This window comes from Streptosporangium sp. NPDC050148 (assembly GCF_055586505.1).
The window spans coordinates 47,750-70,641 of record NZ_JBVJIA010000040.1 but is presented as its reverse complement, the minus strand read 5'-3'; the positions used below and the strand labels follow the sequence as shown (position 1 = coordinate 70,641).

Below are 22,892 nucleotides of genomic sequence, written 5' to 3'. Positions count from 1 at the left end.
AAAGCAAGAGCGGGGCTGCACCTGCTGCCGTTTCTTCGTTGCTTGCTCCCCCCCCCCCCCCCCCCCCCCCCCCCCCCCCCGCCGTAGCGGCGGTCAGCGCCTCCCGGCGGTCAGCGCCTCCGACCGCCACAGGTCGCGGTAGTAGCCGGGGGAGGAGACCAGCTCCTCGTGCGTGCCCCGCTGCACCACCGACCCGTTCTCCAGCACGACGATCTCGTCCATCGACTCCAGCCCGCGCAGCCGGTGGGTGACCAGCAGCGTCGTACGGCCGTGGGTGGCGTCCAGCAGGTCGGCCATGAGCGCGTCCGCCGTCGTCTCGTCCAGGGCCTCGGCCGGCTCGTCCAGCAGCAGCACGGGAGGATCGTGCAGCAGTGCCCTGGCCAGTGCCAGGCGCTGGAGCTGGCCCCCGGAGAGCGTCCGCCCGTCCTCGCCGAGCACGGTGTCCCAGCCGGTCCGCTCCACCCACCGGTCCAGGCGGGCCCGCCGTACGGCCTCGGCCAGCTCGGCCTCGTCCGCCTCCGGGCCCGCCAGCCGCAGGTTGTCGCGCACCGACGTCTGGAACACGTACGGGTCCTGGGTCAGGCCGGTCATCACCCGCTGGACGTCGTCGCCGGACAGCTCGCGGACGTCCACCCCGTTCACCCGGATCGTGCCCGACTCGGGTTCGACCAGGCGCATCAGGGCGGACAGCAGGGTGCTCTTGCCGGCGCCGCTGGGGCCGACCAGGGCGACCCGCCTGCCGGGGGTGAGGGTCAGGCCGACCCCGTTCAGGGCCGGGGCCCGACCGCCCTCGTGCCGGACCACCAGGTCCCTCACCTCGACGGTCACCGGCCCGGGGGGCACCTCGGCCGGAACGTCCGGCTCGGCCACCGCGACCGGCGCCGTGCCGACCTCCCGCAACCGGCGCAGGGCGGCGAGCACCCCGCTCAGCCGCTCCCCGGCCGCCGCCATCGGCAGCACCGGCTCGAAGGAGACCAGCGCGGTCAGCGCGAGGACCGCGGTGACCACGGAACCCGCCCCCGCGCCCTGGGCGGTCAGCACGATCGCGGCCACGGTCAGGCCCTGGACGAGCACGCCGAGGGCCGAGGCCACGGCGTTCGCCCGCGCCTGCCGGCGCTCCAGCCCGGCCAGCCGGGCGTCGGCCTCGCCGGCGGCGGCCAGGGCCCGTCCCTCGGCCCCGTAGGCGGCCAGGTCGGGCGCGCCGTGCACCAGATCGGCGACCCGGGCGGCCAGGTCGGCCCGCGCCGGGGCGATCCGCGCCGACCAGCGCCGCGCGGCGGCGGCCGTGCCCGCCGGGATCAGCGCCCCGGCCACCAGCAGCCCGGCCAGCAGCACCAGCGCGGCGGCCGGGAGCAGGAAGAACCCGATCGTCACCGCGGCCACACCGGTGACCAGCGCCGCGGCGGCCGGAAGCAGGCATCGTACGAGCAGGTCCTGTACGGCGTCGGTGTCGTCGACCATCCGGCTGAGCAGGTCGGCGCCCCGGCGGTCCGCCGATCCCGCGGGGATGAGCGCCCGGTAGAGCCGCTCCCTGGTCGTGGCCTGGGCCCGTAGCGCCACGTCGTGCCCGGCCAGCCGCTCGCCGTACCGGAAGACGCCCCGGGTGGTGGCGAACGCCCTGACCCCGACGATCGCCACGCTCAGCGCCGCCAGCGGGGGCTGCTCGGCGGCCCTGGTGATCAGCCACGCCGCCGACCCGATCAGGCCCAGCCCGGCCAGCTCGGCCGCCGCTCCCGCCGCCGCGGCCAGAAGGGACCGCCCGCCCCGGCCCGTCGCGGTCCGGATGAGATCGATCATGACGAGGACCTCCCCCCGCGCGTCCCGGCCGGGGGTCTGCCGTCCACCGGTTCCCGGGCGGCCCGTCCTCCGGCCGCGGGGCCCTCGACGGTGGGGCTCTCGATGGCGGGGCTCTCGGTGGCGACCACCCGGCCGTCGGCGATGCGGATCACCCGGTCGGCCAGCTCGATCATCGCGGGCCGGTGGGCGACGATCACGGCGGTCCGGCCCTCGGCCAGGTCACGGGTCGCGCTCACGACCGCGCTCTCGCTGCGGCCGTCCAGCCGCGCGGTCGGCTCGTCCAGCAGGAGCAGCCCGGCCTCGGGGCGGCAGAACGCGCGGGCGAGGGCCACCCGCTGCCGCTGCCCGGCCGAGAGGTTCGCCCCCCGCTCGCCGACCACGGTGTCGTAGCCCTCCGGAAGCGCCGTGACGAACCCGTCGACCTGGGCGGCCCGAGCGGCGGCCCTGACCTCGTCGATCGTCACGGCCGGGGCGCCGAGCGCGATGTTCTCGGCCACCGAGGCGGCGAACAGGTGGGGCCGCTGGGGGACGAAGGCCAGCCGGGCGCGCCAGGAGTCCTGGTCGCCGATCTCGGCGCCGTCCACCAGCACCCGCCCCTCGGACGGGGTGACGAAGCCGAGCAGCAGGTGCAGCAGGGTGCTCTTGCCCGCGCCGCTCTCGCCCACCAGCGCCACCCGCTCACCGGGCGCGATCACCAGCGAGACGTCCTCCAGGGCCGCCTCCGGCCGGTCCGGGTAACGCACCGTGACGTGCTCCAGCCGGATCTCCGGGGCCGTGCCCCTCTCCGGCCCGGTCCGACGTCCCGGCTCCGTCCTGCGTCCCGTCTCCGTCCGACGTCCCGGCGTCGCCGGGCCGTCCAGGACGGCGAACGCCTCGTCGGCGGCGGCGACCCCCTCCATGGCGGCGTGGAACCGGCCGCCCATGGTGCGCAGCGGCAGGTACGCCTCCGGCGCCAGCAAAAGGACCAGCAACGCGGTCGACAGGTCCAGCGAGCCGGACAGCAACCGCAGGCCCACCGGGACGGCGACCAGGGCCAGGGAGAGCGACGCGGCCAGCTCCAGCACCAACGAGGACAGGAACGCGACCCGGAGCGTGCGCATCGTCGCGCTCCGGTGGGCCTCGGAGACCCGCTGGATCACCTCGGCCTGGTAGCGGGCCCTGCCGAAGGCGCGCAGCGTGGGAAGGCCGCGGACCACGTCCAGGAAGTGCCCGCCCAGCCGGGACAGGGCCCTCCACTGCCGCTCGGTCACGGCCCTGGTGTGCATCCCGACCAGCGCCCCGAAGATCGGGATGAGCGGCAGCGTGACCAGCACGATCAGTGCGCTGGGCAGGTCCGCGGCGAACAGCCGGACGAGCACCGCCACCGGCACGACGCCCGCGACCGCCACCGCGGGCAGGTACCCCGACAGGTAGGGGTCGAGGGCGTCCAGGCCGCGGCCGGTCAGCGTCACCAGCTCTCCCGACCGCTGGGAGGCCGGCCGCACCGGGCCGAGCTCCTGCAGCCGCGCCAGCAGGCGGTGCCGCAGGGCCGACTTCACGCCCGTGGCCATCCGTCCTGCGGCGGCGCCCTGCGTCAGGGCGAGCAGCGCCCGGACGCCGACGACGACCGCCAGCAGGATCAGGGCGGAGGTCGTGAACCGCCCGGACAGCACCCCGGCCAGCAGTTCGGCCTGGACCAGGACGAGCAGCCCGGCCAGGACGGCGGCGGCCAGGCAGACCACCAGATGGAGACGGACCGCCCGCTCGCCCACGGCCAGCCGTACCAGATCCTTGTGCATGTCGACCTTAGAAGATCTCAGAAGAACGACGGAACCCGATCGGCGGCCCGTCGGGGACCGAACGTCCGCCATGTCCATACTTGCGCACCCACCATGACCGGTGCGAAGGGCAGGATGATGACACTCAACACACCCAGCGCCCCGGCCGACGCCGTACGCTCCAGCAGCCAGGGGGCGAACGCGGCCAGCAGCACCGCGGCGGGCGCGGCGGCGGCGGCACCGGAGGCCAGCAGCGCCCACCCGCCCCGCCGGGCACCGGTCATCCGGCCCGGCAGCCGCCAGGACAGGAACGTCCAGCCGTGGAAGGCGAGCAGGGCGGCCAGCACCAGCCCGCCCGCCAGGCCGGGCAGGGCGATCACCGGTTCGTCCAGGCCGCGGGCCATCGCGACCAGGGCCATGCCCCAGCTCAGGGCGAGCCCCCAGGAGCCCGCGCAGACGGCCGCGGTCCAGCCCTCGCGCCACGCGCTCCCGTCGGCGCGGCGCCGGAACCAGAGCCCGGCGTCGCGGACGATCCACGACACCAGAAGGGAGACCACCAGCGGGTACAGGCCGAACAGCACCTCCCCCTCGGCCGCGGGGAAGGCGCCGAACAGCACGCCCGCCACGGCGACCAGCCAGACCTCGCCCGCCAGCACGAACGGCGCCATGGCGGCGACGATCTCGTCCCGGTCCCGCGGGGTCCTCCCGAGGAAGAGGAGCAGCATGCCCGCCCCGATGTCGGGGCCCTCGAGGGCGAAGTAGCCGACCAGCAGGACGGCGAAGACACAGAGCCAGAGGATGTCCACGGTCTCTCCTCCTAGTGGCTGAGCGCGTGCGCGCGCTCGTGGGGGTCGGCCGGGGCCGGTTCGCCCAGGGTGACGGCGGCGGGTCCGCGCCGGACGGTACGGGCGATCAGCACGTAGTCGACGATCGCGAGCAGGAGGAGCACGCCGGTGAAGGCGACGAACGAGCCGATCACCATGGCGGGGGTGAGCCCCGGGGACATGGCGTCGGCCACGGTCAGCCTGCCGTTGATCATCCAGGGCTGCCGGCCGTTCTCACGGGCCAGCCAGCCGAGGATCGCCGCGGCGAAGGGCAGCGGGGTGATCGCCATCAGCACGGGCTGCATCCAGCGCCAGCGGGGCAGCCAGTACACCAGCGGCGTCAGCACGAACAGGATGACGAGCTGGAGCGGCTGGCCGATGAGGATCATGAGTCCCAGGCCCAGCCCGGCGACCCCTCCGTCGTCGAACTTGCCCGGCTGGAAAACCGAGATCGCGCCGAACTGGGCGTACCCGAAACCGACCGTGATCAGCGAGCCGACCAGCGCGACGACCACGCCGGTGCGGAGCGATCCGGTGAAGAACTCCCGCTCGGAGGTCCGCCGGAACAGCTGGTACGCGCTGGCCCCCATGATCACGAAGCCGCCGGCCCACAGGCCCGCGCCCAGCACGTGCGGCAGCGCCATGGTCAGGGCCGGGTTGGTGAGCAGCGCGCCGGGGTCGGTCAGCACCAGGTGCCCGTCCCGCAGCACGGCACCGGCCGGGTTCTGCAGGAACGAGTTGGCCATCATGATCCACAGGGCGGAGGCGTAGGCGGTCAGCGTCACCACCCAGATGCACCCCACGTGCAGCCAGGTGGGCAACCGGTGCCAGCCGAAGATCCACAGGCCCAGGAAGGTGGACTCCAGGAAGAAGGCGCCGAGCGTCTCGATCGCGAGCGGCGCCCCGAAGACGTCTCCCGCGTAGTGCGAGAGGCCGCTCCAGTTCAGGCCGAACTGGAACTCCATCACCAGCCCGGTGAAGATGCCGAGCGCGTAGTTGATCACGTAGAGCTGACCCCAGAAACGGGTCGCGCGCTCGTGGTCGGGCCTGCCGGTGACGGCGTAGCGGGTGTGCATGATCGCGATCAGGGGGGCCAGGCCCAGCGTCAGGACGACGAACAGGAAGTGAAGACTCCCCGTCACGGCGAACTGCGTCCGGGCCAGGTCGAGCACGTCCACGATCTCACCTCCAATGTCATGTCTGCCTACGTATAGACACTCTACATGTAGGCGAGCTACATGTAGAGTGTCTATACGAGAGGTAGGCTGATCAGGTGAGTGATCGAAGCGCGCGAACCGGTGGGAACGACGGCCCGCGGGCCGGCCGGTGGGAAGAGGGGCTCGTATGAACGCCGACGCGCTCCGCGGCCACATGGACGCCCTGCTGCTCTCCGTGCTGGAGCAGGAGCCGCTGCACGGTTACGCGATCATCGAGGCGCTCCAGGCGCGGAGCGGGGGCGCGCTGAACGTGCCGACCGGCACCGTCTACCCGGCGCTGCGGCGGCTGGAGCAGGCGGGATACCTGACCGGCGAGTGGGCCACCGTGGGCGGGCGCAAGCGGCGCACCTACCGGCTGACCTCCGCGGGCCGCACCGCCCTGGCCGGGGAACGCTCGGCCTGGCGCGAGTTCACCGGGGCCATCGGCAGCGTCCTGGAGCCCCGTACCGCCCGCTGACGCCCTATCGGCGTCCCGTGTCCCCGGCGGGCCCGCGGCCGGCCCCCGGGGTGCCGACCTCGCCGAAGGGCTCGGCGGGCTCGGCCATGTCGTCGCCGAAGGCGGCGGCGAGCGCCTTCGTGATCACGCCGGGGAGCTCGGTCCGCCCGTCGTCCTCGGCCCAGTGCACCAGCGCCGTGTGCAGGGCGGCCAAGCAGGCGCCGGCCGCCACCCGGGCGCGGAACGCCGCGTCGGGATCGGCGGCCTCGTCCCCGAGGGCGTCGACGATCGCCTGCTGAAGGGCGTAGTGGTTGTCCAGGTGCCGGGCCCGCAGGGCCGGTGTCGAGATCATGAGCCGGAGGCGGGCGAGCAGGAACCGCCTGCCCGCCGTCGGGTCGTCCCCGCCGCCGTCGCCGGTCAGCGCCGCGGCCGAGTCGACGAGCGCGCGGCCGATGCGGCGGACCAGGGGCCGCGTGCCCGCGGACGCGACGATCCGCTCGGCGACGAGCCTGCCGTTCTGGTCGACGAGGACGAGGTCCTCCTTCGTGGGGAAGTGCCGGTAAACGGTCATGGGCGACACGCCCGCGGCCTCGGCGACGTCGGTCACGGTCGTGGCGTCGTACCCGCGCTCGGTGAACAGCCGTACCGCGTGCGCCTGGATCGCGCGCTGGGTCTGGACCCGTCGTTGCGTGCGCAGCGTTGAGTGCCGATCGGACATGTGATAGACACTACCACAATGGTAGTGACTACCAGATTGGTAGTCACTCACGGATCGAGGTGGGCGACATGGGTGAGATGACCGGCAGGACGGCCCTGGTGACCGGGGCGTCGCGCGGCATCGGACGGGCGATCGCGACCCGGCTGGCGGCGAAGGGGGCGGTGGTCGCCGCGCACTTCGACACGGACGAGGAGGGCGCGACGGCGACGGTCGACGAGATCCGGCGCGCCGGTGGGACCGCGTTCGCCGTCGGGGCGGAGCTGGGCGTGGACGGCGACGTCGAGACGCTCTTCGCGAGGGTCGAGGCCGGCCTGGCCGGGCGGCCGCTCGACATCCTCGTCAACAACGCCGCTGCGCCGCCCGCCGGCCCGCTCGGGGTCACGACCCGGGCGGAGTTCGACCGTCTCTTCGCGGTGAACGTGCGGGCGCCGTACTTCATCGTCCAGCGGGCGCTGCCGCTGCTTCGCGACGGTGGCCGCATCGTCACGATCTCGTCCGTGGCGACCCGGATGGCCAATCCCGCCCAGACGTCCTTCGCCATGACGAAGGGCGCGGTCGAGACGATGAGCCTGACCCTGGCCAACCAGCTCGGGGCCCGCGGGATCACGGTGAACGCGGTCGCTCCCGGCGCCACCCGGACGGAGGCCAACGGGCCGGTCTTCGACGCCCCGGGCCTGGCCGAGCTCATCGCCGGCACCACGGCGCTCGGCCGCCTGGGCGGGCCCGACGACGTCGCCGACGTGGTCGCCTTCCTCGCCTCCGACGCCGCGCGCTGGATCACCGGCCAGGTCGTCGACGCGAGCGGCGGCCTGTTCCTCGGCCCGCGCGTCTGATCGCCGGCCGCGCGGACCACCGGTGACCGTGCGCACCGCCGACGGGCGGACGGACCGCCGGTGACCGTCGATCGGGGAGAGGCCCTCATGATCGGCGGGACGGCTCAGAGGGTGGGCGTGATCGGGCGGATCGTGCCGTCCGCGCCGAACTCCATCCGGTCGACGGCGACCTCCCGGTTGGTGCCGTTGCCCGCAGGCACGGCGAACCGGTGGTAGGCGACGTACCAGGTGTCGGTGCCGGGCGCCCGGACGACCGAGTGGTGCCCGGTGCCCTTGATCCCGGCTTCAAGCCGCTTCTGCAGCACGACGCCACGCTTGGTCCACGGCCCCAGCGGGCTGGTGCCCGTGGCGTACGCCACCCGGTAGTCCTCGCTCCGGGTGTCGTTCTCCGACCACATGAGGTAGTAGGTCCCGTTGCGCTTGAACACGAACGGCGCCTCGTTGTAACCCGCCGGGGTGATCACGCGCACCTGCGCGGGATCGAAGGAGGTCATGTCGGCGTTCAACGGCACGACGCGGGCGGCGCCCTGACCCCAGTACAGGTAGGAGCGGCCGTCGTCGTCGGTGAAGACCATCGGGTCGATCGCCTGGCCGGAGTACCGGCCGGCGGCGATGAGCGGGCGGCCGAGCGCGTCCCGGAACGGGCCCGTGGGCGAGTCGGACACCGCGACCCCGAGCTGCTTGGCGGTGTTCCCCGACGCCGCGCCGCCGCTGAAGTACATGTAGTACCGGCCGTTCGCGGCCGCGACCGCCGGGGCCCAGGCGGAGTCGTCGGCCCACGACACGTCCGGGCCGTGGTCCAGGACGACGCCGTGGTCGGTCCAGTTCACCAGGTCGGCCGAGGAGAACGCCTTGTGGTAGGTGCCGCCCCAGCCCGCGTAGCCGTCGGTCGTCGCGTACAGGTGGTAGCGGCCGCCCGCGGTGATGACGTGCGGGTCGGCGAACAGGCCGGGGATCACCGGGTTGCGGTTCGTCCTGGGCGCCAGCGGCGCGGTGATCCTGAACGAGCTGTCCGCGCGGAAGGCCGCGGTGTCCTGGTGGGTGTCCAGCCAGAGCCCGAAGTCGCGGTGCCTGATGCGCCGGTTCGGATAGTTGTAGGAGGTCAGGGAGACCGAGCCGGCGACCGACCCGTCCACGGCGCAGAACGTGGCGTCGGCGCGGAAGGTCGCGTCACCGGTGTTGGCGTCGACGCGCAACCGCCAGTCGTGGTGCCGCAGGAACAGGCCGTCCCTGGTCTGGAAGGAGTGGCAGGACGGCGAGGCCAGGCCGTTGACCACGGTGAACGTGGCCTCCAGCCGGGTCTGGGCCGGGCCGGTGGAGGCCACCGGGTCGAGGCGGCCGAGCCCGCCGGTGTGCCGGACGTAGTGGCCGGAGTAGTTGACCGCCTCCAGCGACCGGGCGCCGGTCGGCAGCGTCGCGGCGGACGCCGGAGCGGCCGTCGCAACCAGGACGGAACTCGCGAGCACGAGCGCGGCCGTCCCGGCCGCCCGTCTGCCGATCGTCATGCGGGCCTCTTTCCGGGCACTGAGATGTTTGCGTTAACATCCGTGAGCGGGGAGCCGCCGTGAGGGGCTCGGGAAACGCCGGCGTACGGGGCCGCACCATCCGCGATCCTGCCGGGGTGGCGGGCCGGTCGGCGTCACATCAGTGTGTGCGCCGGCATCCGATCGGTCAAGGCCGTCAGGCCCGGCAGGCGACGGCCGGGACGGGGCCGGCGGGGACGTGCCGGGTGGTGCTCAGGCAGCGCAGGGCGCCGTACAGCTGCGCGATCCAGGCCACGTAGCTCACCAGCGAGGCGACCTGTCCGGGCGGGTAGTCGCCGAAGCCGAACGGGCCCTGCGGGCCCCGGGAGCCCAGCATCAGGGCCCCGCACATCACGACTATCACCGGGAACACGCCCCAGACGAACAGGGCCAGGAACCGGATGACCGGCCGGGGCCGGCCGATCCTGCGCAGGCCACGCCCCAGGGCGAGCAGCGCGACACCGCCGACCAGGCCGATGAACAGCTGCAGGACGTCCACGGCGCGGGCGACCGGGACGAACCAGCCGGGCGCGCTCTCGTGCACCGATTCGGTGGTGGGGAAGACCGCCCAGATCACGCTCCACATGATCGTGGTGAGCGGTACGCCGATGAACAGCATCGCGGCCAGCCTGCGGCCGGCCACCACCGACAGCCGCTCCTGGTAGTCCGGCGCGATCTCGCGGATCGGCCCGAACTCCTCGACGGCGGCCTGCTCGGCCGCCTCACGCTCCAGCCCGGCGTCCTCCATCGCCTCGGCGGCGTCGAGCAGGCTGTCGCGGGCCTCGGCGAGCATGTCGAGCCTCAGGCTCCTGGGACCCCGCAGGGCACGGTCCAGCCCGGTCACGTAGTCGTCGATGACCCCGGTGCCCGCCATGTGCTCTCCGCTCGCCCGTTCCGCGTTCAGGGGAACCGATCTTCGTCCCGGCCCCCCGTCCGCTCCATCCTGGCCTCGCCCCCACGGGGACGCATCCGGGACCACCCTGAGAAGACCCCGAATCCTCGACGCCTCCGGCCGTGCCCGGCCGGCGGGAGGACACAGCCGCTCAGCCGGAGCGCCTCGGGGTGGCGGAGCCCGGCCAGGACGCAGGCGCTCAGGTCGAGGTCGGCCAGCTCCAGCTCCTCGGCGTCCAGGTCGCGCAGCGAGACCAGCCGGGCGCCCGCCCGGCCCCGGACCGTGGCCGGGCCGCGCAGGACGGCCCCCTCCAGGTCGGCCTCGGCCCCCTCGAGCCGCACGGTCAGCCGCCCGCACACCTCCAGGCCCCTCAGGTCCGCCGGGCACCGGCTCACGGTCACGGCGAGGTCCCTGCCCGCCCACGCCCCGGCGAGGGTCAGCCGGCGGCCGACGGAGACCGGCGCCAGGTGGGCGCCCGCGGAGAAACGCGCCCCGCAGAACCCGGCCAGGCCGCCGAAACGCGTCCTGCGCAGCGAGACCGTACGGCGGAACCGGCAGCCCCGCAGGTTCGCGTCCCCGGTGAAGGCGGCCCCGTCGAAGGTGACGAACCCCTGCAGGTCGGCGTTCTCGAAGGAGGCGGCCCGGCCGAAGAGGGTCCCGCCGAACAGCGCGTCCCCGCCGACGCGCATCCGGTCGAAGGTCGCGTGCCCGGCGACGGTGACCCTGTGCAGGGACAGCTCCCTGTCGAAGCTCGCCTCCCGGAAGGAGACGTTCCCGGCGAAGCGGGCGCCGAAGAACGAGGCGAGGTGCCGGAAACGGGCGTGGTCGAACGAGGCGTCCCCGCCGAACACGAGCTCGCCGAGGCGCGCGCCCTCCGGGAAGGTCGCCCAGTCGAACCGGGAGCGCCCCGGCCGGCCCCGGGTCGCCGCGACGATCCGTTCCAGCAGGCGCGCGCCGACGACGGTGGCCCGCAGGTCGATCGCGGAGCCGGGGGACAGGCCGCCCACGACCTCGTCGAGCTCGGCGGCGTCCAGGTGGGCCAGGCAGCGCCCGTAGGGGCGCCGTGCCGAGCCGGCGCACTCGGGGGAGGCCGCGCAGGTGACCCACTCCACGTCCAGGGCTCTCATGGGAGGTTGATACCCGCGGACGCCCCGGGGAGTGATTTCCAGGTCAAGGAAAGCCATATCTGGCGGACCCGGATAGACATGAAGTGTCAATATCCCATGATTTCACCTCCTATCCAGGTATAAGTAAGTGTCGTTTGATCCACCGGGCTCTACGCTCCGGGTCATGCGTGCTTTATCCCGGGCGTTCGCCGCCCTCGCGGCCGTCGGCGTCACCGCCACCGGCGTCGCGGCCCTCACCTCAGCCCCGGCCCTCGCGGCGCCGGGCACCGTCGTCATCGGCCAGGTCTACGGCGGTGGCGGCAACGCCGGAGCGCCGTTCGCCAACGACTACGTCGAACTGTTCAACCGCAGCGCCGCGCCGGTCGTACTGGACGGCTGGTCCGTCCAGTACGCCAGTGCCACCGGCACCGGGAACTTCGGCGCCAACCCGGTCGTCCCCCTGACGGGCACCCTCGACCCCGGCCGCTACCACCTGGTCCAGCTGGCCGGAGGCGCCAACGGCTCCCCGCTGCCCGCGCCGGACGGCACCGGGACGATCAACCTGAGCGGCTCCGCGGGCAAGGTCGCCCTGGTCCGCTCGGCCGAGGGACTGGCGTGCAACGGCGGCTCGGCCCCCTGCGCGCCCGAGCAGGCGGCGCTCATCGCCGACCTGGTGGGATACGGCACCGCCACCTACTTCGAGGGCACCCCCGCCCCGGCGCTCTCGGCCACCCTGGCGGGACTGCGCAGGGACCACGGCTGCGCCGACACCGACGACAACGGCGCCGACGTGGAGGCCGCGGCCCCGGCGCCGCGCAACCGGGCCGTTGCCGCCGCCCCCTGCGGCGCCGTCGAGCCCACCCCCACGCCCACCCCCACGGTCGAGCCCACCCCGACCCCCACGCCGACCCCGACGCCGACCGGGGAGCCGTGCGAGACCCCGGCCACCCACCAGATCGCCCAGGTGCAGGGGAGCGGCGACGCGAGCCCGCTGGCCGGGCAGACGGTCCGCGTCGAGGGCGTCGTGACCGCCGACTTCCAGGAGAGCACCCAGCTCAGCGGCTTCTTCCTGCAGGACCCGACTCCGGACGCCGACCCGGCCACCTCCGAGGGCCTGTTCGCCTTCGCCCGCAGCTCCTTCAAGGACGTCAAGGTCGGCGACCGGGTCCTGGTCACCGGCCGGGCCGTGGAGTTCAACGGCTGGACCGAGCTGTCGCCGGTCACCGCGGTGGACGTCTGCGGCACCGGAACCGTCAGGCCCGCCAGGCAGAGCCTGCCCCGTCCCCAGGGGGTGACCTTCGAGCCCGTCGAGAACATGCTCGTCACCTTCCCCGAGCCGCTCAGCCTCAGCGACCACTACAACCTGGGCCGCTACGGCGAGATCACCGTCGCCTCCGAGGGGCGGGTGTTCCAGCCGACCGACCGGCCGGGCGTCGACGCCGCCGCGAACGCGCGGCGCACCTTGCTCGTGGACGACGGCTCCGGCGTGGAGAACCCGCCGTCCATCCCCTACACCGACCCGCGCACCGTCCGCCTGGGCGACACCACGCTCGGCGTCACCGGCGTGATGGGGTACGGCTTCGGCAAGTACCGCCTCCAACCCACCAAGCCGATCAGGTTCCTGCGGCTCAACCCGCGCCTGCCCGCCCCGTTCCCCGTCATCGGCAACGTCAGGGTGGCCAGCTTCAACACGCTCAACTGGTTCACCACCCTCGGCTCGCGCGGCGCGAGCAACGCCGCCGAGCAGCAGCGCCAGCTCACCAAGCTGGTCGCCGCCCTCAAGGGCATGAACGCCGACGTCGTCGGCCTCATGGAGGTCCAGAACAACGGCCAGACCGCGGTGCAGGCCCTGGTCGACGCGCTCAACGCCGAGGTCGGCGCGGGCACCTACGCGGCCGTCACCCACCCCTACCCGGGCACCGACCTGATCCACGTGACGGCGATCTACAAGCCGGGCAGGGTGCAGCCGGTGGGGGCCGCGCGCTCCTCCACCGACCCGGTCTTCCGCCGGCCCCCGCTGATCCAGGCCTTCCGCAGGGTCCAGGGCGGCGAGTCCTTCACCGTGCTGGTCAACCACTTCAAGTCCAAGGGCTGCGACGAGGCGGCCGTGGGCCCCGACGCCGACCAGGGCGACGGGCAGAGCTGCTACAACGGCGAGCGCGTCCGCCAGGCGCAGGCCACGCTCGGTCTGATCGACTCCCTGAGGCTGACCAACCCGCTGGTGCTCGGCGACCTCAACGCCTACGGCGAGGAGGACCCGATCGACACCCTGGAGAAGGCCGGCCTGACCAGCGTGACCAAGAGGTTCGTCCCGGCCCCGCTGCGCTACAGCTACCTCTTCGACGGCCTGGTCGGCGAGCTGGACCACGCCCTGGTGGGCAGGGACCTGCTCAGGCGGGTGACCAGCGCGACGATCTGGCACATCAACGCGGACGAGAGCCGGATCCTCGACTACAACACCGAGTTCAACCCGCCGGGCCTGTACCGGCCCGACGCGTTCCGCTCCTCCGACCACGACCCGGTGGTCATCGGACTCACCCTGCCGGGCGCCCGGCGCTGATCCCGGGCGCGAGGCACCGGCACGAGACCGCCAGGGGACGTCCCCTGGCGGTCTCCGTCAGGGCGGGCGCGACGCCTCAGGACGAACGCGGCGCCTCACGGTGAACGCGACGCCCTGTGGCGAACGCGTCGGCGGCCCCCGCAGGACGGGGGCCGCGAGGGCGTCAGCCCGTCCTGCGGGTCCGGCTGAAATGGAAGGGGCAGTGCGTGCCGCCCGTTCCGATGGTGGTGCGGCGGTCGAACCGGAAGCCGTGCCTGCCGGGCACGATGGCCTCGATCCAGTTGGCGTCGAACGCGCACATGACCGGGGTCAGTTCCGGCGCCGAGTTGGCGACCAGGACGTCGTGGTAGAAGCACCGGTGTACGTCGAGGTGGTAGCGCTCGTCGTCGTCGACCGGCCGGTCGAAGACGAACCCCTTCCCGAACGCGTACTCCTCGCGTGACCTGCTCAGCTCCACCATGGCCCGGAAGGCGTCCGGCGCGTCGTCCAGCATCGCCCGGGTGCCCTCCTTCATGGTGTCGCCGAGCGGTTCGACGAACGACGTGCGCACGGCGGCGACGGCCGTCTCCCGCCCCAGCCGGGGCAGCAGGACCTCGTAGGCGGCCACCAGGGCCAGGGTCATGCGCAGGTTGTACCGGGAGGGCTCGTCGACGATCAGGAGCCGGTTCGCCTCCTCGAGCTCGCCCTGGCGCTCCCGTACGGCGGTCGTGAGCTCGCCGGGAAGGCCGTGCTCCCGCAGGATCGCGGCGAGGCGATCGTGGAACGCCTCGAGGAGCAGCGTCGTGTCGCGGTCGGGATCGGGGACGTAGCCGCCCTCGGCGAGCCCGAACTGGTCGGTGGACATGGTGATCCTTTCGTGTACGGCCCGACGCGTACACGACCGTGATCCCGTGCGGAGACATGACCGGCCGTGCTCGCGACGAGCGAGCACGCCAGCGCGCTCCACCGACCGACCAGGCGCTGACAGCTGTGTTGATGTGTCGCCGCCAGTCTGGCACGCCCCCGACGATCATGTCCATCCGGCGGCGTTCCCCGGGTGACCGGTGGGGACGGGATGGAATGCGAGGAGGAGGGAAGTGGTTATGCCAGCCATACAGACGTGAGCGACAGGAGGAGCCACCGGTGGCCACCATCGAGGTAACCGAGAAGAACTTCAACGACATCGCCGACGAGGGGATCGTCCTGCTGGACTTCTGGGCGTCCTGGTGCGGACCGTGCCGCACCTTCGGGCCGATTTTCGAGAAGTCCTCGGCGAAGCACACCGACATCAAGTTCGGCAAGATCGACACCGAGGCCGAGCAGGCCCTCGCGCAGGGGTTCGAGATCACGTCGATCCCGACGATCATGGCGATCCGTGACGGCATCGTGGTCTTCGCCCAGCCGGGCGCGCTTCCCGAGCCCGCCCTGGAGGACCTCATCGGCCAGGTCCGCGCCCTCGACATGGACGCGATCCGCGCCGAGCTCGCCGGCGAGCTCGATGCCCAGAAGGGCTGACCCCACCGACGAAAGAGCCCCGCGGCCGGATGGCGCGGGGCCTTCGTGCGTCCGGGGGACGCCGGTGCCGGGCCGGGCCCTCTCACGGGCCCGGTCCTCGCGAACCCGGCCCTCGCGGGTCCGGAAGGCTGCCCGGTCCCGGAAAACCAGGCCGGGGACGGTCAGACCGAGCGGTAGAGCTCGGCCACCCGGAAGGCCAGGTCCAGCGACTGGCCGCGGTTGAGGCGCGGGTCGCAGGCGGTCTCGTAACGGCGGACCAGGTCGTCCTCGACGATCTCGGCGCCGCCGCCCACGCACTCGGTGACGTCGTCGCCGGTGAACTCGATGTGAACGCCGCCCGGGTGGGTGCCGAGCGCCCGGTGCACCTCGAAGAAGCCCGCCACCTCGTTCAGGACGTCGTCCAGGCGGCGGGTCTTGTGGCCGCTGGGCGCCTCGAAGGTGTTGCCGTGCATGGGGTCGCAGATCCACGCCACCTGGGCGCCGCTCGCGGTGACCTTCTCCACCAGCTCGGGCAGGTGATCGCGGATCTTGGCCGCGCCCATCCGGGTGATGAAGGTCAGCCGGCCGGCCTCGTTCTCCGGGTTGAGCTTCTGGATCAGCGCGAGGGCGTCCTCCGCGCTGGTCGTCGGGCCGAGCTTGACGCCGATCGGGTTGCGGATGCCGGCGAAGAACTCCACGTGCGCGCCGTCGAGCTGACGGGTGCGCTCGCCGATCCAGACCATGTGCGCCGAGACGTCGTACGGCTGGCCGGTCCGCGAGTCGATCCGGGTGAGCGCCCGGTCGTAGTCGAGGATCAGCGCCTCGTGCGAGGAGTAGAACTCCACGGTGTGGAACTCCTCGGGCTCGGCCCCGCAGGCGCGCATGAAGGCGAGCGCCTGGTCGATCTCGCGGGCGAGCTGCTCGTAGCGCTTGCCGGCCGGGGACTCGATCACGAAGTCCTGGTTCCAGGCGTGCACCTGGCGCAGGTCGGCGTAGCCGCCCTTGGTGAAGGCGCGGACGAGGTTGAGCGTCACCGCGGAGGAGTGGTAGGCGCGCAGCAGCCGCCACGGGTCCGGGATGCGGGCCTCGGGGGTGAAGTCGAAGCCGTTGACCATGTCGCCCCGGTAGGCGGGCAGCTCGACGCCCTCGCGCGTCTCCGTGTTCTTGGAGCGGGGCTTGGCGTACTGGCCGGCCATGCGGCCGATCTTCACCACCGGCACCTTCGCCGCATAGGTGAGCACGATCGCCATCTGGAGCAGCGTCTTGAGCTTGTTGCGCACGTCGTCGGCGGTGGCGCCGGCGAAGGTCTCGGCGCAGTCTCCGCCCTGCAGGACGAAGGCCTCGCCCCGCGTCACGGCCGCCAGATCCGCCTTGAGGTTGTCGCACTCACCGGCGAAGACGAGGGGCGGAAGCCCTTTCAGCTCGTTGACGACCTTGTCCAGCTCGCCGCGGTCGGGCCACTCGGGCTGCTGCGCCGCAGTCAGCCGCCGCCAGGAATCGAGGTTGATGCTCACGATGACCAGGCTATTGCAACCGGCCGGGAGGACTGACCCGATTGTCCACGTAGTGAGAACGTCTTTATACCTGGTGAGATCCCCCGGGGCTCCTGACGTGCTCCGGAAGCAGTCCCAGGCCGATGAAACGCCTGGTCAGACGGCCTATGACCGGAAAGTCGGAAAGATTCCGCGGCAGGGGCACCCGAAGGCCCCGGCCGGTCAGGGCCGGTCGGATCAGCCGGTCCTGGACGAGCCGCTGGGCGAGCTGGGTCAGCACGGTCGGAGGGGTGCGCCTCCGCTGGAGGCGGGCGAGCAGCGCCTCGGGGACGGCGGCCCCGGCCGCGAGCGGCCCGGCCAGCAGGTTGGCGGCGGCGACCGCGTCCTGCACGGCCAGGTTGATGCCGACCCCGAAGACCGGTGACATGGCGTGCGCGGCGTCGCCGATCACCAGCAGCCCAGGACGGTGCCAGCGGCGCAGCCGGTTGAGGGCCACCGACAGCACGCTGACCTCCTCGAACCCGGTCACCAGCCCGATCCGGTCCTTCAGGAAGGGCAGGAGCGCGGCGACCGGGTCGCGCAGCGCCTCGATCCCCTTCGAGCGCAGGGCGTCGAAGCCCCCCTTGGGGATCACGTAGGCGAGCTGCCAGTAGGTCTCGCGGTTGATCGAGACCATCAGGCCGCGGGCGGAGACCCGCAGGAACGTCGAGTCCGGGTCGGACGGCTCGCGCGGCAGCCGGAACCAGACCACGTCCATCGGGGCCCCCTGCTCCACCGGGACGAGCCCCGCGGCCCGGCGCACGTCGGAGCGGCGGCCGTCGGCGGCCACGGTGAGGGTCGCGCGCAGCTCGTGCTCGCCCGAGGGGTCGCGGTAGCGCACCCCGCGTACCGCCCCGCCCTCGCGGATCACCCCGTGCACCTCGGCGTTCATCACCAGGCGGAAGGTCGGGTACCGCCCGGCCGCCCGGGTCAGCAGGTCGAGGAAGTCCCACTGCGGGACGAAGGCGATGTAGCGGTAGGCGCCCTTCAGCCCGGTCAGGTCGGTGACCCGCACCGTGGCCTCGTCGGTCACGATCTCCAGCCGGTACGCCTTGCGGTGCGGTATCCGGTGGAACTCCTCGGCCAGGCCCAGCTCGTCGATGATCTGGAGGGTCGAGGGATGGATGGTGTCGCCCCTGAAGTCGCGCAGGAAGTCCCCGTGCTTCTCCAGGAGCGTCACCTCGACGCCGGCGCGGGCCAGCAGCAGTGCGAGCATGGCCCCCGCCGGGCCGCCCCCGACGATCACGCATGTGTTCCGTCTCATAATTCATCACCCGGTGAAATAATGACACAGAACGCGGCCCGGGGAAAGCGGTTCGATTCATCGTTCCGGGCGGGAGCGTTCCGGGCGTCCGGCGTCGAGGTCCGCCGTACGGGCTCGGGACGGGGGCCGGCATGGGTCACGGCCACGAGGGGTCCGGTCGCGGGTCACGGCCGCGCCGGCCGCGGTCACGGGGCGGGCGGGCCGGGGGTCGGGGGACGGCGCCAGGGCGGGCTTCCGGGTGCGGGCTTCCGGACCACGGGATCCGAGCCTACGGGCTCCGGGCCTACGGGCTCCGGCCGCGTGAGGGGCGCGTGAGGGGCGCGTGAGGGGCGCGTGAGGGCCTCGGAAGGGGAGGCGGGGCCCCGCCCGGCGGCACTCCGGGACGCGCCGGGCGGGTCGAGCAGGTCGTGTGCGTGGAGCGGGCAGGTCGGGTGCGTGGAGCGGATCGGGCGGATCGGGCGGATCGGGTCGATCCCACGGAGGTGGGCGGACCGGGTGGATCAGGCGGAGGAGCGCTCGATCAGGTGGGTGTCCAGTATCACCACGGGCTGCTCCAGGTGCTCGCCGTTGATCCGGGCGACGAGCAGGTGCGCCATCTGCCGTCCCATCGACTCGGTGGGCTGGTGCACCGTGGTCAGGGCGGGGGAGGAGTGCGCTCCGGCGGGGGAGTCGTCGAAGCCGATCACCGCGACGTCGTCGGGGATCGTCCTGCCCTCCTCGCGCAGGACCCGCATCGCGCCCAGCGCCATCGGGTCCGAGGCGGTGAACACGGCGTCCAGGTCGGGGTTGGCGATCAGCAGGGAGCGCATGGCCTCCATGCCGCTCTCCTCGCTGAAGTCCCCGTAGGCCACCGTCTCGCGCACGCCGGTGGCGAGCAGCGCGTCGCGGTAACCGGCGAGCCGGTCGACGCCCACGCCCATGTCCTGCGGCCCGGCGATGGTGGCGATCCTGCGGCGGCCCTTGGCCAGCAGGTACTTGACCGCCTGCCTGGCCCCGGCCCGGTTGTCCACGTCGACGTAGCTGTAGGGGGTCAGGCCGACGGGCCTGCCGCCGATCACGGTCGGCACGCCCATCGCCTCGAGCCGCCCCGGCAGCGGGTCCGCGCCGTGCAGGGAGATCAGCAGCACCCCGTCGACGTGCTGGCCGGTCAGGTAGTGCTCCAGACGCTCGTGATCCTGCACCGACTGGGCCATCGCGAGGATCAGTTGCAGACCGGTCTCGGACAGGGCCGAGCCGATGCCACGGATGGTCCCGGCGAAGTACGGTTCGTCGAAGACGCGAAGTTCGGACTCCGAGACGACCAGCGCCACGGTGTCGGTGCGCCTGGTCACCAGGGCCCGCGCCGCCCGGTTGGGCACGTAGCCCAGCTCCTCGATGGCGTGCAGCACGGCGCCGCGGGCCTTCTCGCTCACCTTGGGTGAGCCGTTGATGACCCGCGACACCGTGCCCCGGCCGACACCGGCCAGAGCCGCGACCGCCTCGAGCGTCGGACGACGGTCGCCGTTCATGTGTTGGATCCCCCAGTGCTGAATTCGCCGACTCCTTATTCTGCAGGACCGCTCAGGCCACCACGCCTGATGGTTCCGGCATACCAGAGAGCGCTCTCTTTGGGAACTCTCGCCTGGGTCTCGTAGTCGACGTGTACCAGACCGAAGCGCTTGCCGTAGCCCCAGGCCCACTCGAAGTTGTCCATGAGCGACCAGGCGAAGTAGCCCTCCAGCGGGATCCCGGCCTCGATCGCGGCGTGGCAGGTGCGCAGGTGGGACTCGATGTAGCTCACCCGGTCGTGGTCGCGGACCGAGCCGTCGTCCTCCATCACGTCGTCGAAGGCCGCGCCGTTCTCGGAGATGACCAGCGGGATGCGCGGGTAGTCGGAGGCCAGCCGCTGCAGGATCTCCAGCAGGCCAGAGTGGTCGATCTCCCAGCCCATGGCGGTCACCGGCCGGCCGCCCCCGACGAACGACACGTGCTCGCTGCCGACCCAGGGCGACCCGGTGTCGGTCGGCGCGGCCGCGGCCGAGGCCGCCCCGCCGGGGGTGCCCGAGATGGTGAAGCGGCTGTAGTAGTTGATCAGCAGCTTGTCCAGCGGCGTCGAGATGATCTCCATGTCGCCGTCCTGGACGAGCCCGGCCGGCCGGCCCAGGTCCTCCAGCACGTCGTCGGGGTACTCGCCCTTGAGCAGGGCGTCGAGGAAGAAGCGGTTCTGCAGCCCGTCGATGCGCCGGGCGGCGTCCTGGTCGGCCTCGGAGGTGGTCTGCGGGGAGATCGCGTACAGGTTGACGCAGCCGCCGATCACGCTGTCCGCGCGCTGCGCGCGCAGCGCCTGGGCGGCCAGGCCGTGCGCGAGCAGCAGGTGGTGGGCGGCCTGCACGGCCTTGTCGGGCTCGCGCCGCCCGGGGGCGTGCTCGCCCGAGGCGTACCCGAGGAACGCCGAGCACCAGGGCTCGTTGACCGTGCTCCAGTTGCGGACCCGGTCGCCCAGCGCGTCGTGCACGGCCGCGGCGTAGTCGGCGAAGCGCTTCGACGTCTCGCGAGAGGGCCAGCCGCCCTCGTCCTCGAGCGCCTGGGGCAGGTCCCAGTGGTAGAGCGTCACCCAGGGGTCGACGCCCCGGGACAGCAGCTCGTCCACCAGGCGGCTGTAGAAGTCGATGCCCCCGGGGTTGACGGGGCCGCGCCCGTCGGGCTGGATGCGGGGCCAGGAGATGGAGAACCGGTAGGCGCCGAGGCCGAGCTCGGCCATCAGCCGCACGTCGTCCCGGTAGCGGTTGTAGTGGTCGATGGCGACGTCGGCGTGCTCGCCGTTCACCACCCGCCCCGGCTGCTTGACGAAGGTGTCCCAGATGGACGTTCCCCGCCCGTCCTGGGTGACGGCGCCCTCGATCTGGTAGGCGGAGGTGGCCGCGCCCCAGACGAAGTCGGTGGGAAAGATCAGATCCGGGGTCTTGATACGCGTCTCTTGCGTGGTCACGCCTTGACCGCACCTTCCATGAGTCCGCCGACGATCTGGCGGCCGAACGCGATGAAAACGATGAACAGGGGCAGGACGGACGCCGCGGTGCCGGTGAAGAGCATCACGTAGTCGGTTCCGTGCGCCTGGTTGAGCGCGGCGATCGAGGTCTGGACCACGGGGTTGTCCGGGTTGAGGACGATCAGGGGCCACATGAACTCGTTCCAGGTCTGCATGAAGACCAGCAGGGCCAGTACCGCCATCCCGGGGCGGAGCGCCGGGAGGATGACGTTCGCGTAGATGCGCATGGTGGAGGCGCCGTCGACGCGGGCCGCCTCGACCAGCTCGTCCGGCACCGCCTGGGTGGCGTACTGGGTCATCATGAAGACGCCGAAGCCGTTGACCAGGAAGGGCAGGATGACGGCCTTGAGCTGGCCGGTCCAGCCGAGGGTGACCATGAGCTCGTACAGCGGCACGATGCCCATCTGCTGGAGCGGGACCATCATCGTCACCAGGATCAGGCCCAGCAGGATCTTGCTGCCCCGGAAGCGGAGCTTGGCGAAGGCGAAGCCGGCCAGGGTGGAGATCAGCACGACCGAGACCGTCACGGTGACCGAGACGATGGCCGAGTTGATCAGGCCGGTCATGAAGTAGGCGTCCTCGGTGGACAGCAGCCGCTGGATGTTCTCACCGAGGTGGCCGCCGGGCAGCAGCGGCGGCGGGACGTCGATGGCCTCCTCGTTGGTCCGGGTGGCCATGATGAACATGTAGTAGATCGGGAACGCCGAGAGCAGGAGGGCGAGGGCCAGCACGACCTTCGTCATGGGACCGGCGTCCCAGATGCGGTTCGGCGCGGCCGACGCGCCCGAGGACCGCCGCCTGGGGGGCGCCGGGGGGCGCTGGAGCTGGGTGGCCGTCACTTGGATCCCCCGATACGGCGGGTGAAGGAGTAGTTGATGAGCGTTCCGAGCAGGATCAGCGCGAACAGCAGCCACGAGGCGGCCGCGGCGTAGCCGAAGTCGAAGTCACGGAACGCCTCCTTGACGATGAACATCGCCACGGTCTGGTACTGGCCGGTGGCACCACCGCTCATCGTCGGGTTGCCGTCGAACATGACCGGCTCGGTGAAGAGCGTCAGACCACCGATGGTGGAGATGAACACCACGAAGATGATCGTGGGGCGCAGCATCGGGAAGGTGATCTGCCAGAACTGCCGCCTGGCCGAGGCGCCGTCGATGGAGGCGGCCTCGTAGAGGTCCTTGGGGATCGTCTGCATGGCGGCCAGCAGGATGATCGCGTTGTAGCCGGTCCAGCGCCAGTCGATCATCGTGGAGATCGCGATCCACGAGGACCACTTCTGGTTCTGCCAGTTGATCGCCTCGACGTCGAAGAGGCTCAGGAACCAGTTGATCATGCCGTAGTCGCGCCCGTAGAGCTGGGTGAAGACGACGGCGACGGCGACGACGGAGGTGATCAGCGGCAGCAGCACGCCGAGGCGGAAGAAGAGCCGGCCCCGGATGCGCTTGTTGAGCGCGTTGGCCAGCAGCAGCGCCAGGACGAGCTGCGGGACCGTCGACATCACGAACATGCCGAGGGTGTTGATCACCGCGTTCCAGAACGCGGCGTCGGTGATCAGCTCGATGTAGTTCTCGACACCGACGAAGGTCTTGTCACCGGCCAGCTCCCACTCGTGCAACGAGACCCAGAGGGTGTAGACGAGGGGGAAGATGCCGAAGACGGCGAAGAGCAGGAAGTAGGGGGAGACGAGGAAGTACGGGGTCGCCCGGAGGTCGAACCGGGCCCACCCGCTGCCGCGCCGCGGCCCGCGGTGCCCCGTCGGCCGCTCGGGGCCGGGCCGGGGCGGGGCGGCCGGGGAGTCGACGTGCAGTGTCATCGGTCAAAGCCTTTCAGCGGGGGCAGACGACCGGCCCGGGGGGGGGGGGGGGGGGGCGGGGGGGGGGGGGGGGGGGGGGGGGGGGGGGGGGGCCGGCGGGCGGGGGGGGGGGGGGTATG

Annotated in this window: 19 protein-coding genes; 4 read left to right on the top strand and 15 right to left on the bottom strand. The window is 72.4% G+C overall.

Translation table 11 applies throughout. The features are described from left to right. Positions 1-93: 93 nt before the first annotated feature. Genes cydC through ACZ6RT_RS32380 form a run of 4 tightly spaced genes read right to left on the bottom strand, consistent with a single transcriptional unit; the run spans position 94 to position 5,556 of the window. Positions 94-1,797, bottom strand: a complete 1,704-nt coding sequence (cydC, locus tag ACZ6RT_RS32395) for a thiol reductant ABC exporter subunit CydC (RefSeq protein WP_470157641.1) — start codon at positions 1,795-1,797, stop codon at positions 94-96. Beyond that, positions 1,794-3,575 carry a thiol reductant ABC exporter subunit CydD gene (gene cydD, locus ACZ6RT_RS32390; protein WP_470157639.1) on the bottom strand — a complete coding sequence of 594 codons (1,782 nt, stop codon included), beginning with the start codon at positions 3,573-3,575 and terminating at the stop codon, positions 1,794-1,796. The genes cydC and cydD overlap by 4 nt, the downstream gene beginning before the upstream one ends. Positions 3,576-3,592: 17 nt before the next feature. Further along, the gene (locus tag ACZ6RT_RS32385) at positions 3,593-4,360 is read right to left on the bottom strand and encodes a cytochrome d ubiquinol oxidase subunit II (protein ID WP_470157638.1); all 768 of its coding nucleotides are present in this window, start codon (positions 4,358-4,360) and stop codon (positions 3,593-3,595) included. Positions 4,361-4,371: 11 nt separating this feature from the next. Next, the gene (locus tag ACZ6RT_RS32380; protein WP_470157637.1) at positions 4,372-5,556 is read right to left on the bottom strand and encodes a cytochrome ubiquinol oxidase subunit I; all 1,185 of its coding nucleotides are present in this window, start codon (positions 5,554-5,556) and stop codon (positions 4,372-4,374) included. 166 nt (positions 5,557-5,722) lie between these two features. Between ACZ6RT_RS32380 and ACZ6RT_RS32375 the strand changes: the two genes are divergently transcribed. Then, positions 5,723-6,052 carry a PadR family transcriptional regulator gene (locus tag ACZ6RT_RS32375; RefSeq protein WP_399189429.1) on the top strand — a complete coding sequence of 110 codons (330 nt, stop codon included), beginning with the start codon at positions 5,723-5,725 and terminating at the stop codon, positions 6,050-6,052. Between the two features lie 4 nt (positions 6,053-6,056). On the opposite strand, the gene ACZ6RT_RS32370 is transcribed toward ACZ6RT_RS32375, so the two are convergent. Then, positions 6,057-6,749, bottom strand: coding sequence for a TetR/AcrR family transcriptional regulator (locus ACZ6RT_RS32370; RefSeq protein ID WP_470157635.1), 693 nt, complete (start codon positions 6,747-6,749; stop codon positions 6,057-6,059). A 68-nt stretch (positions 6,750-6,817) separates the two neighbouring features. Here ACZ6RT_RS32370 and ACZ6RT_RS32365 point away from each other — a divergent pair, with 68 nt between their 5' ends. After that, positions 6,818-7,582 (top strand): SDR family NAD(P)-dependent oxidoreductase, encoded by a 765-nt coding sequence (locus ACZ6RT_RS32365; RefSeq protein ID WP_470157634.1) that lies wholly within the window; start codon positions 6,818-6,820, stop codon positions 7,580-7,582. Between the two features lie 104 nt (positions 7,583-7,686). On the opposite strand, the gene ACZ6RT_RS32360 is transcribed toward ACZ6RT_RS32365, so the two are convergent. The 3 genes from ACZ6RT_RS32360 to ACZ6RT_RS32350 form a co-directional block, all read right to left on the bottom strand. Then, positions 7,687-9,087 (bottom strand): family 43 glycosylhydrolase, encoded by a 1,401-nt coding sequence (locus tag ACZ6RT_RS32360; protein WP_470157632.1) that lies wholly within the window; start codon positions 9,085-9,087, stop codon positions 7,687-7,689. A gap of 175 nt (positions 9,088-9,262) precedes the next feature. Next, positions 9,263-9,979, bottom strand: a complete 717-nt coding sequence (locus ACZ6RT_RS32355; protein WP_399189421.1) for a permease prefix domain 1-containing protein — start codon at positions 9,977-9,979, stop codon at positions 9,263-9,265. Positions 9,980-10,005: 26 nt separating this feature from the next. Continuing rightward, positions 10,006-11,124 (bottom strand): pentapeptide repeat-containing protein, encoded by a 1,119-nt coding sequence (locus ACZ6RT_RS32350; RefSeq protein ID WP_470157630.1) that lies wholly within the window; start codon positions 11,122-11,124, stop codon positions 10,006-10,008. Between the two features lie 163 nt (positions 11,125-11,287). Here ACZ6RT_RS32350 and ACZ6RT_RS32345 point away from each other — a divergent pair, with 163 nt between their 5' ends. Continuing rightward, a complete protein-coding gene (locus ACZ6RT_RS32345; protein WP_470157629.1) occupies positions 11,288-13,663 on the top strand; it encodes an ExeM/NucH family extracellular endonuclease in 2,376 nt (791 codons plus the stop codon). Positions 13,664-13,826: 163 nt separating this feature from the next. Here the strand turns inward: ACZ6RT_RS32345 and ACZ6RT_RS32340 are convergent, their stop codons facing one another. Further along, a complete protein-coding gene (locus tag ACZ6RT_RS32340; protein ID WP_470157628.1) occupies positions 13,827-14,507 on the bottom strand; it encodes an L-2-amino-thiazoline-4-carboxylic acid hydrolase in 681 nt (226 codons plus the stop codon). Positions 14,508-14,785: 278 nt separating this feature from the next. On the opposite strand from ACZ6RT_RS32340, the gene trxA reads away from it, so the two are divergent. Beyond that, complete coding sequence (trxA, locus tag ACZ6RT_RS32335) at positions 14,786-15,157, top strand: thioredoxin (protein WP_399189413.1); 372 nt, start codon at positions 14,786-14,788, stop codon at positions 15,155-15,157. A gap of 161 nt (positions 15,158-15,318) precedes the next feature. On the opposite strand, the gene ACZ6RT_RS32330 is transcribed toward trxA, so the two are convergent. The 6 genes from ACZ6RT_RS32330 to ACZ6RT_RS32305 all read right to left on the bottom strand — a co-directional run bounded on the left by ACZ6RT_RS32330 (position 15,319) and on the right by ACZ6RT_RS32305 (position 22,773). Beyond that, positions 15,319-16,650 (bottom strand): class II 3-deoxy-7-phosphoheptulonate synthase, encoded by a 1,332-nt coding sequence (locus ACZ6RT_RS32330; RefSeq protein ID WP_399189411.1) that lies wholly within the window; start codon positions 16,648-16,650, stop codon positions 15,319-15,321. A 64-nt stretch (positions 16,651-16,714) separates the two neighbouring features. Then, positions 16,715-17,932, bottom strand: coding sequence for an FAD-dependent oxidoreductase (locus tag ACZ6RT_RS32325; RefSeq protein ID WP_470157625.1), 1,218 nt, complete (start codon positions 17,930-17,932; stop codon positions 16,715-16,717). A gap of 500 nt (positions 17,933-18,432) precedes the next feature. Beyond that, the gene (locus ACZ6RT_RS32320; RefSeq protein WP_344908137.1) at positions 18,433-19,440 is read right to left on the bottom strand and encodes a LacI family DNA-binding transcriptional regulator; all 1,008 of its coding nucleotides are present in this window, start codon (positions 19,438-19,440) and stop codon (positions 18,433-18,435) included. Between the two features lie 35 nt (positions 19,441-19,475). Then, positions 19,476-20,900: a GH1 family beta-glucosidase gene (locus ACZ6RT_RS32315; protein WP_470157622.1), complete on the bottom strand. Its 1,425-nt coding sequence runs from the start codon at positions 20,898-20,900 to the stop codon at positions 19,476-19,478. Next, positions 20,897-21,799 (bottom strand): carbohydrate ABC transporter permease, encoded by a 903-nt coding sequence (locus tag ACZ6RT_RS32310; protein ID WP_470157620.1) that lies wholly within the window; start codon positions 21,797-21,799, stop codon positions 20,897-20,899. Before ACZ6RT_RS32310 ends, ACZ6RT_RS32315 begins: the two co-directional genes overlap by 4 nt. Beyond that, positions 21,796-22,773, bottom strand: coding sequence for a carbohydrate ABC transporter permease (locus ACZ6RT_RS32305; RefSeq protein ID WP_344908149.1), 978 nt, complete (start codon positions 22,771-22,773; stop codon positions 21,796-21,798). The genes ACZ6RT_RS32310 and ACZ6RT_RS32305 overlap by 4 nt, the downstream gene beginning before the upstream one ends. Between the last annotated feature and the right edge of the window lie 119 nt (positions 22,774-22,892).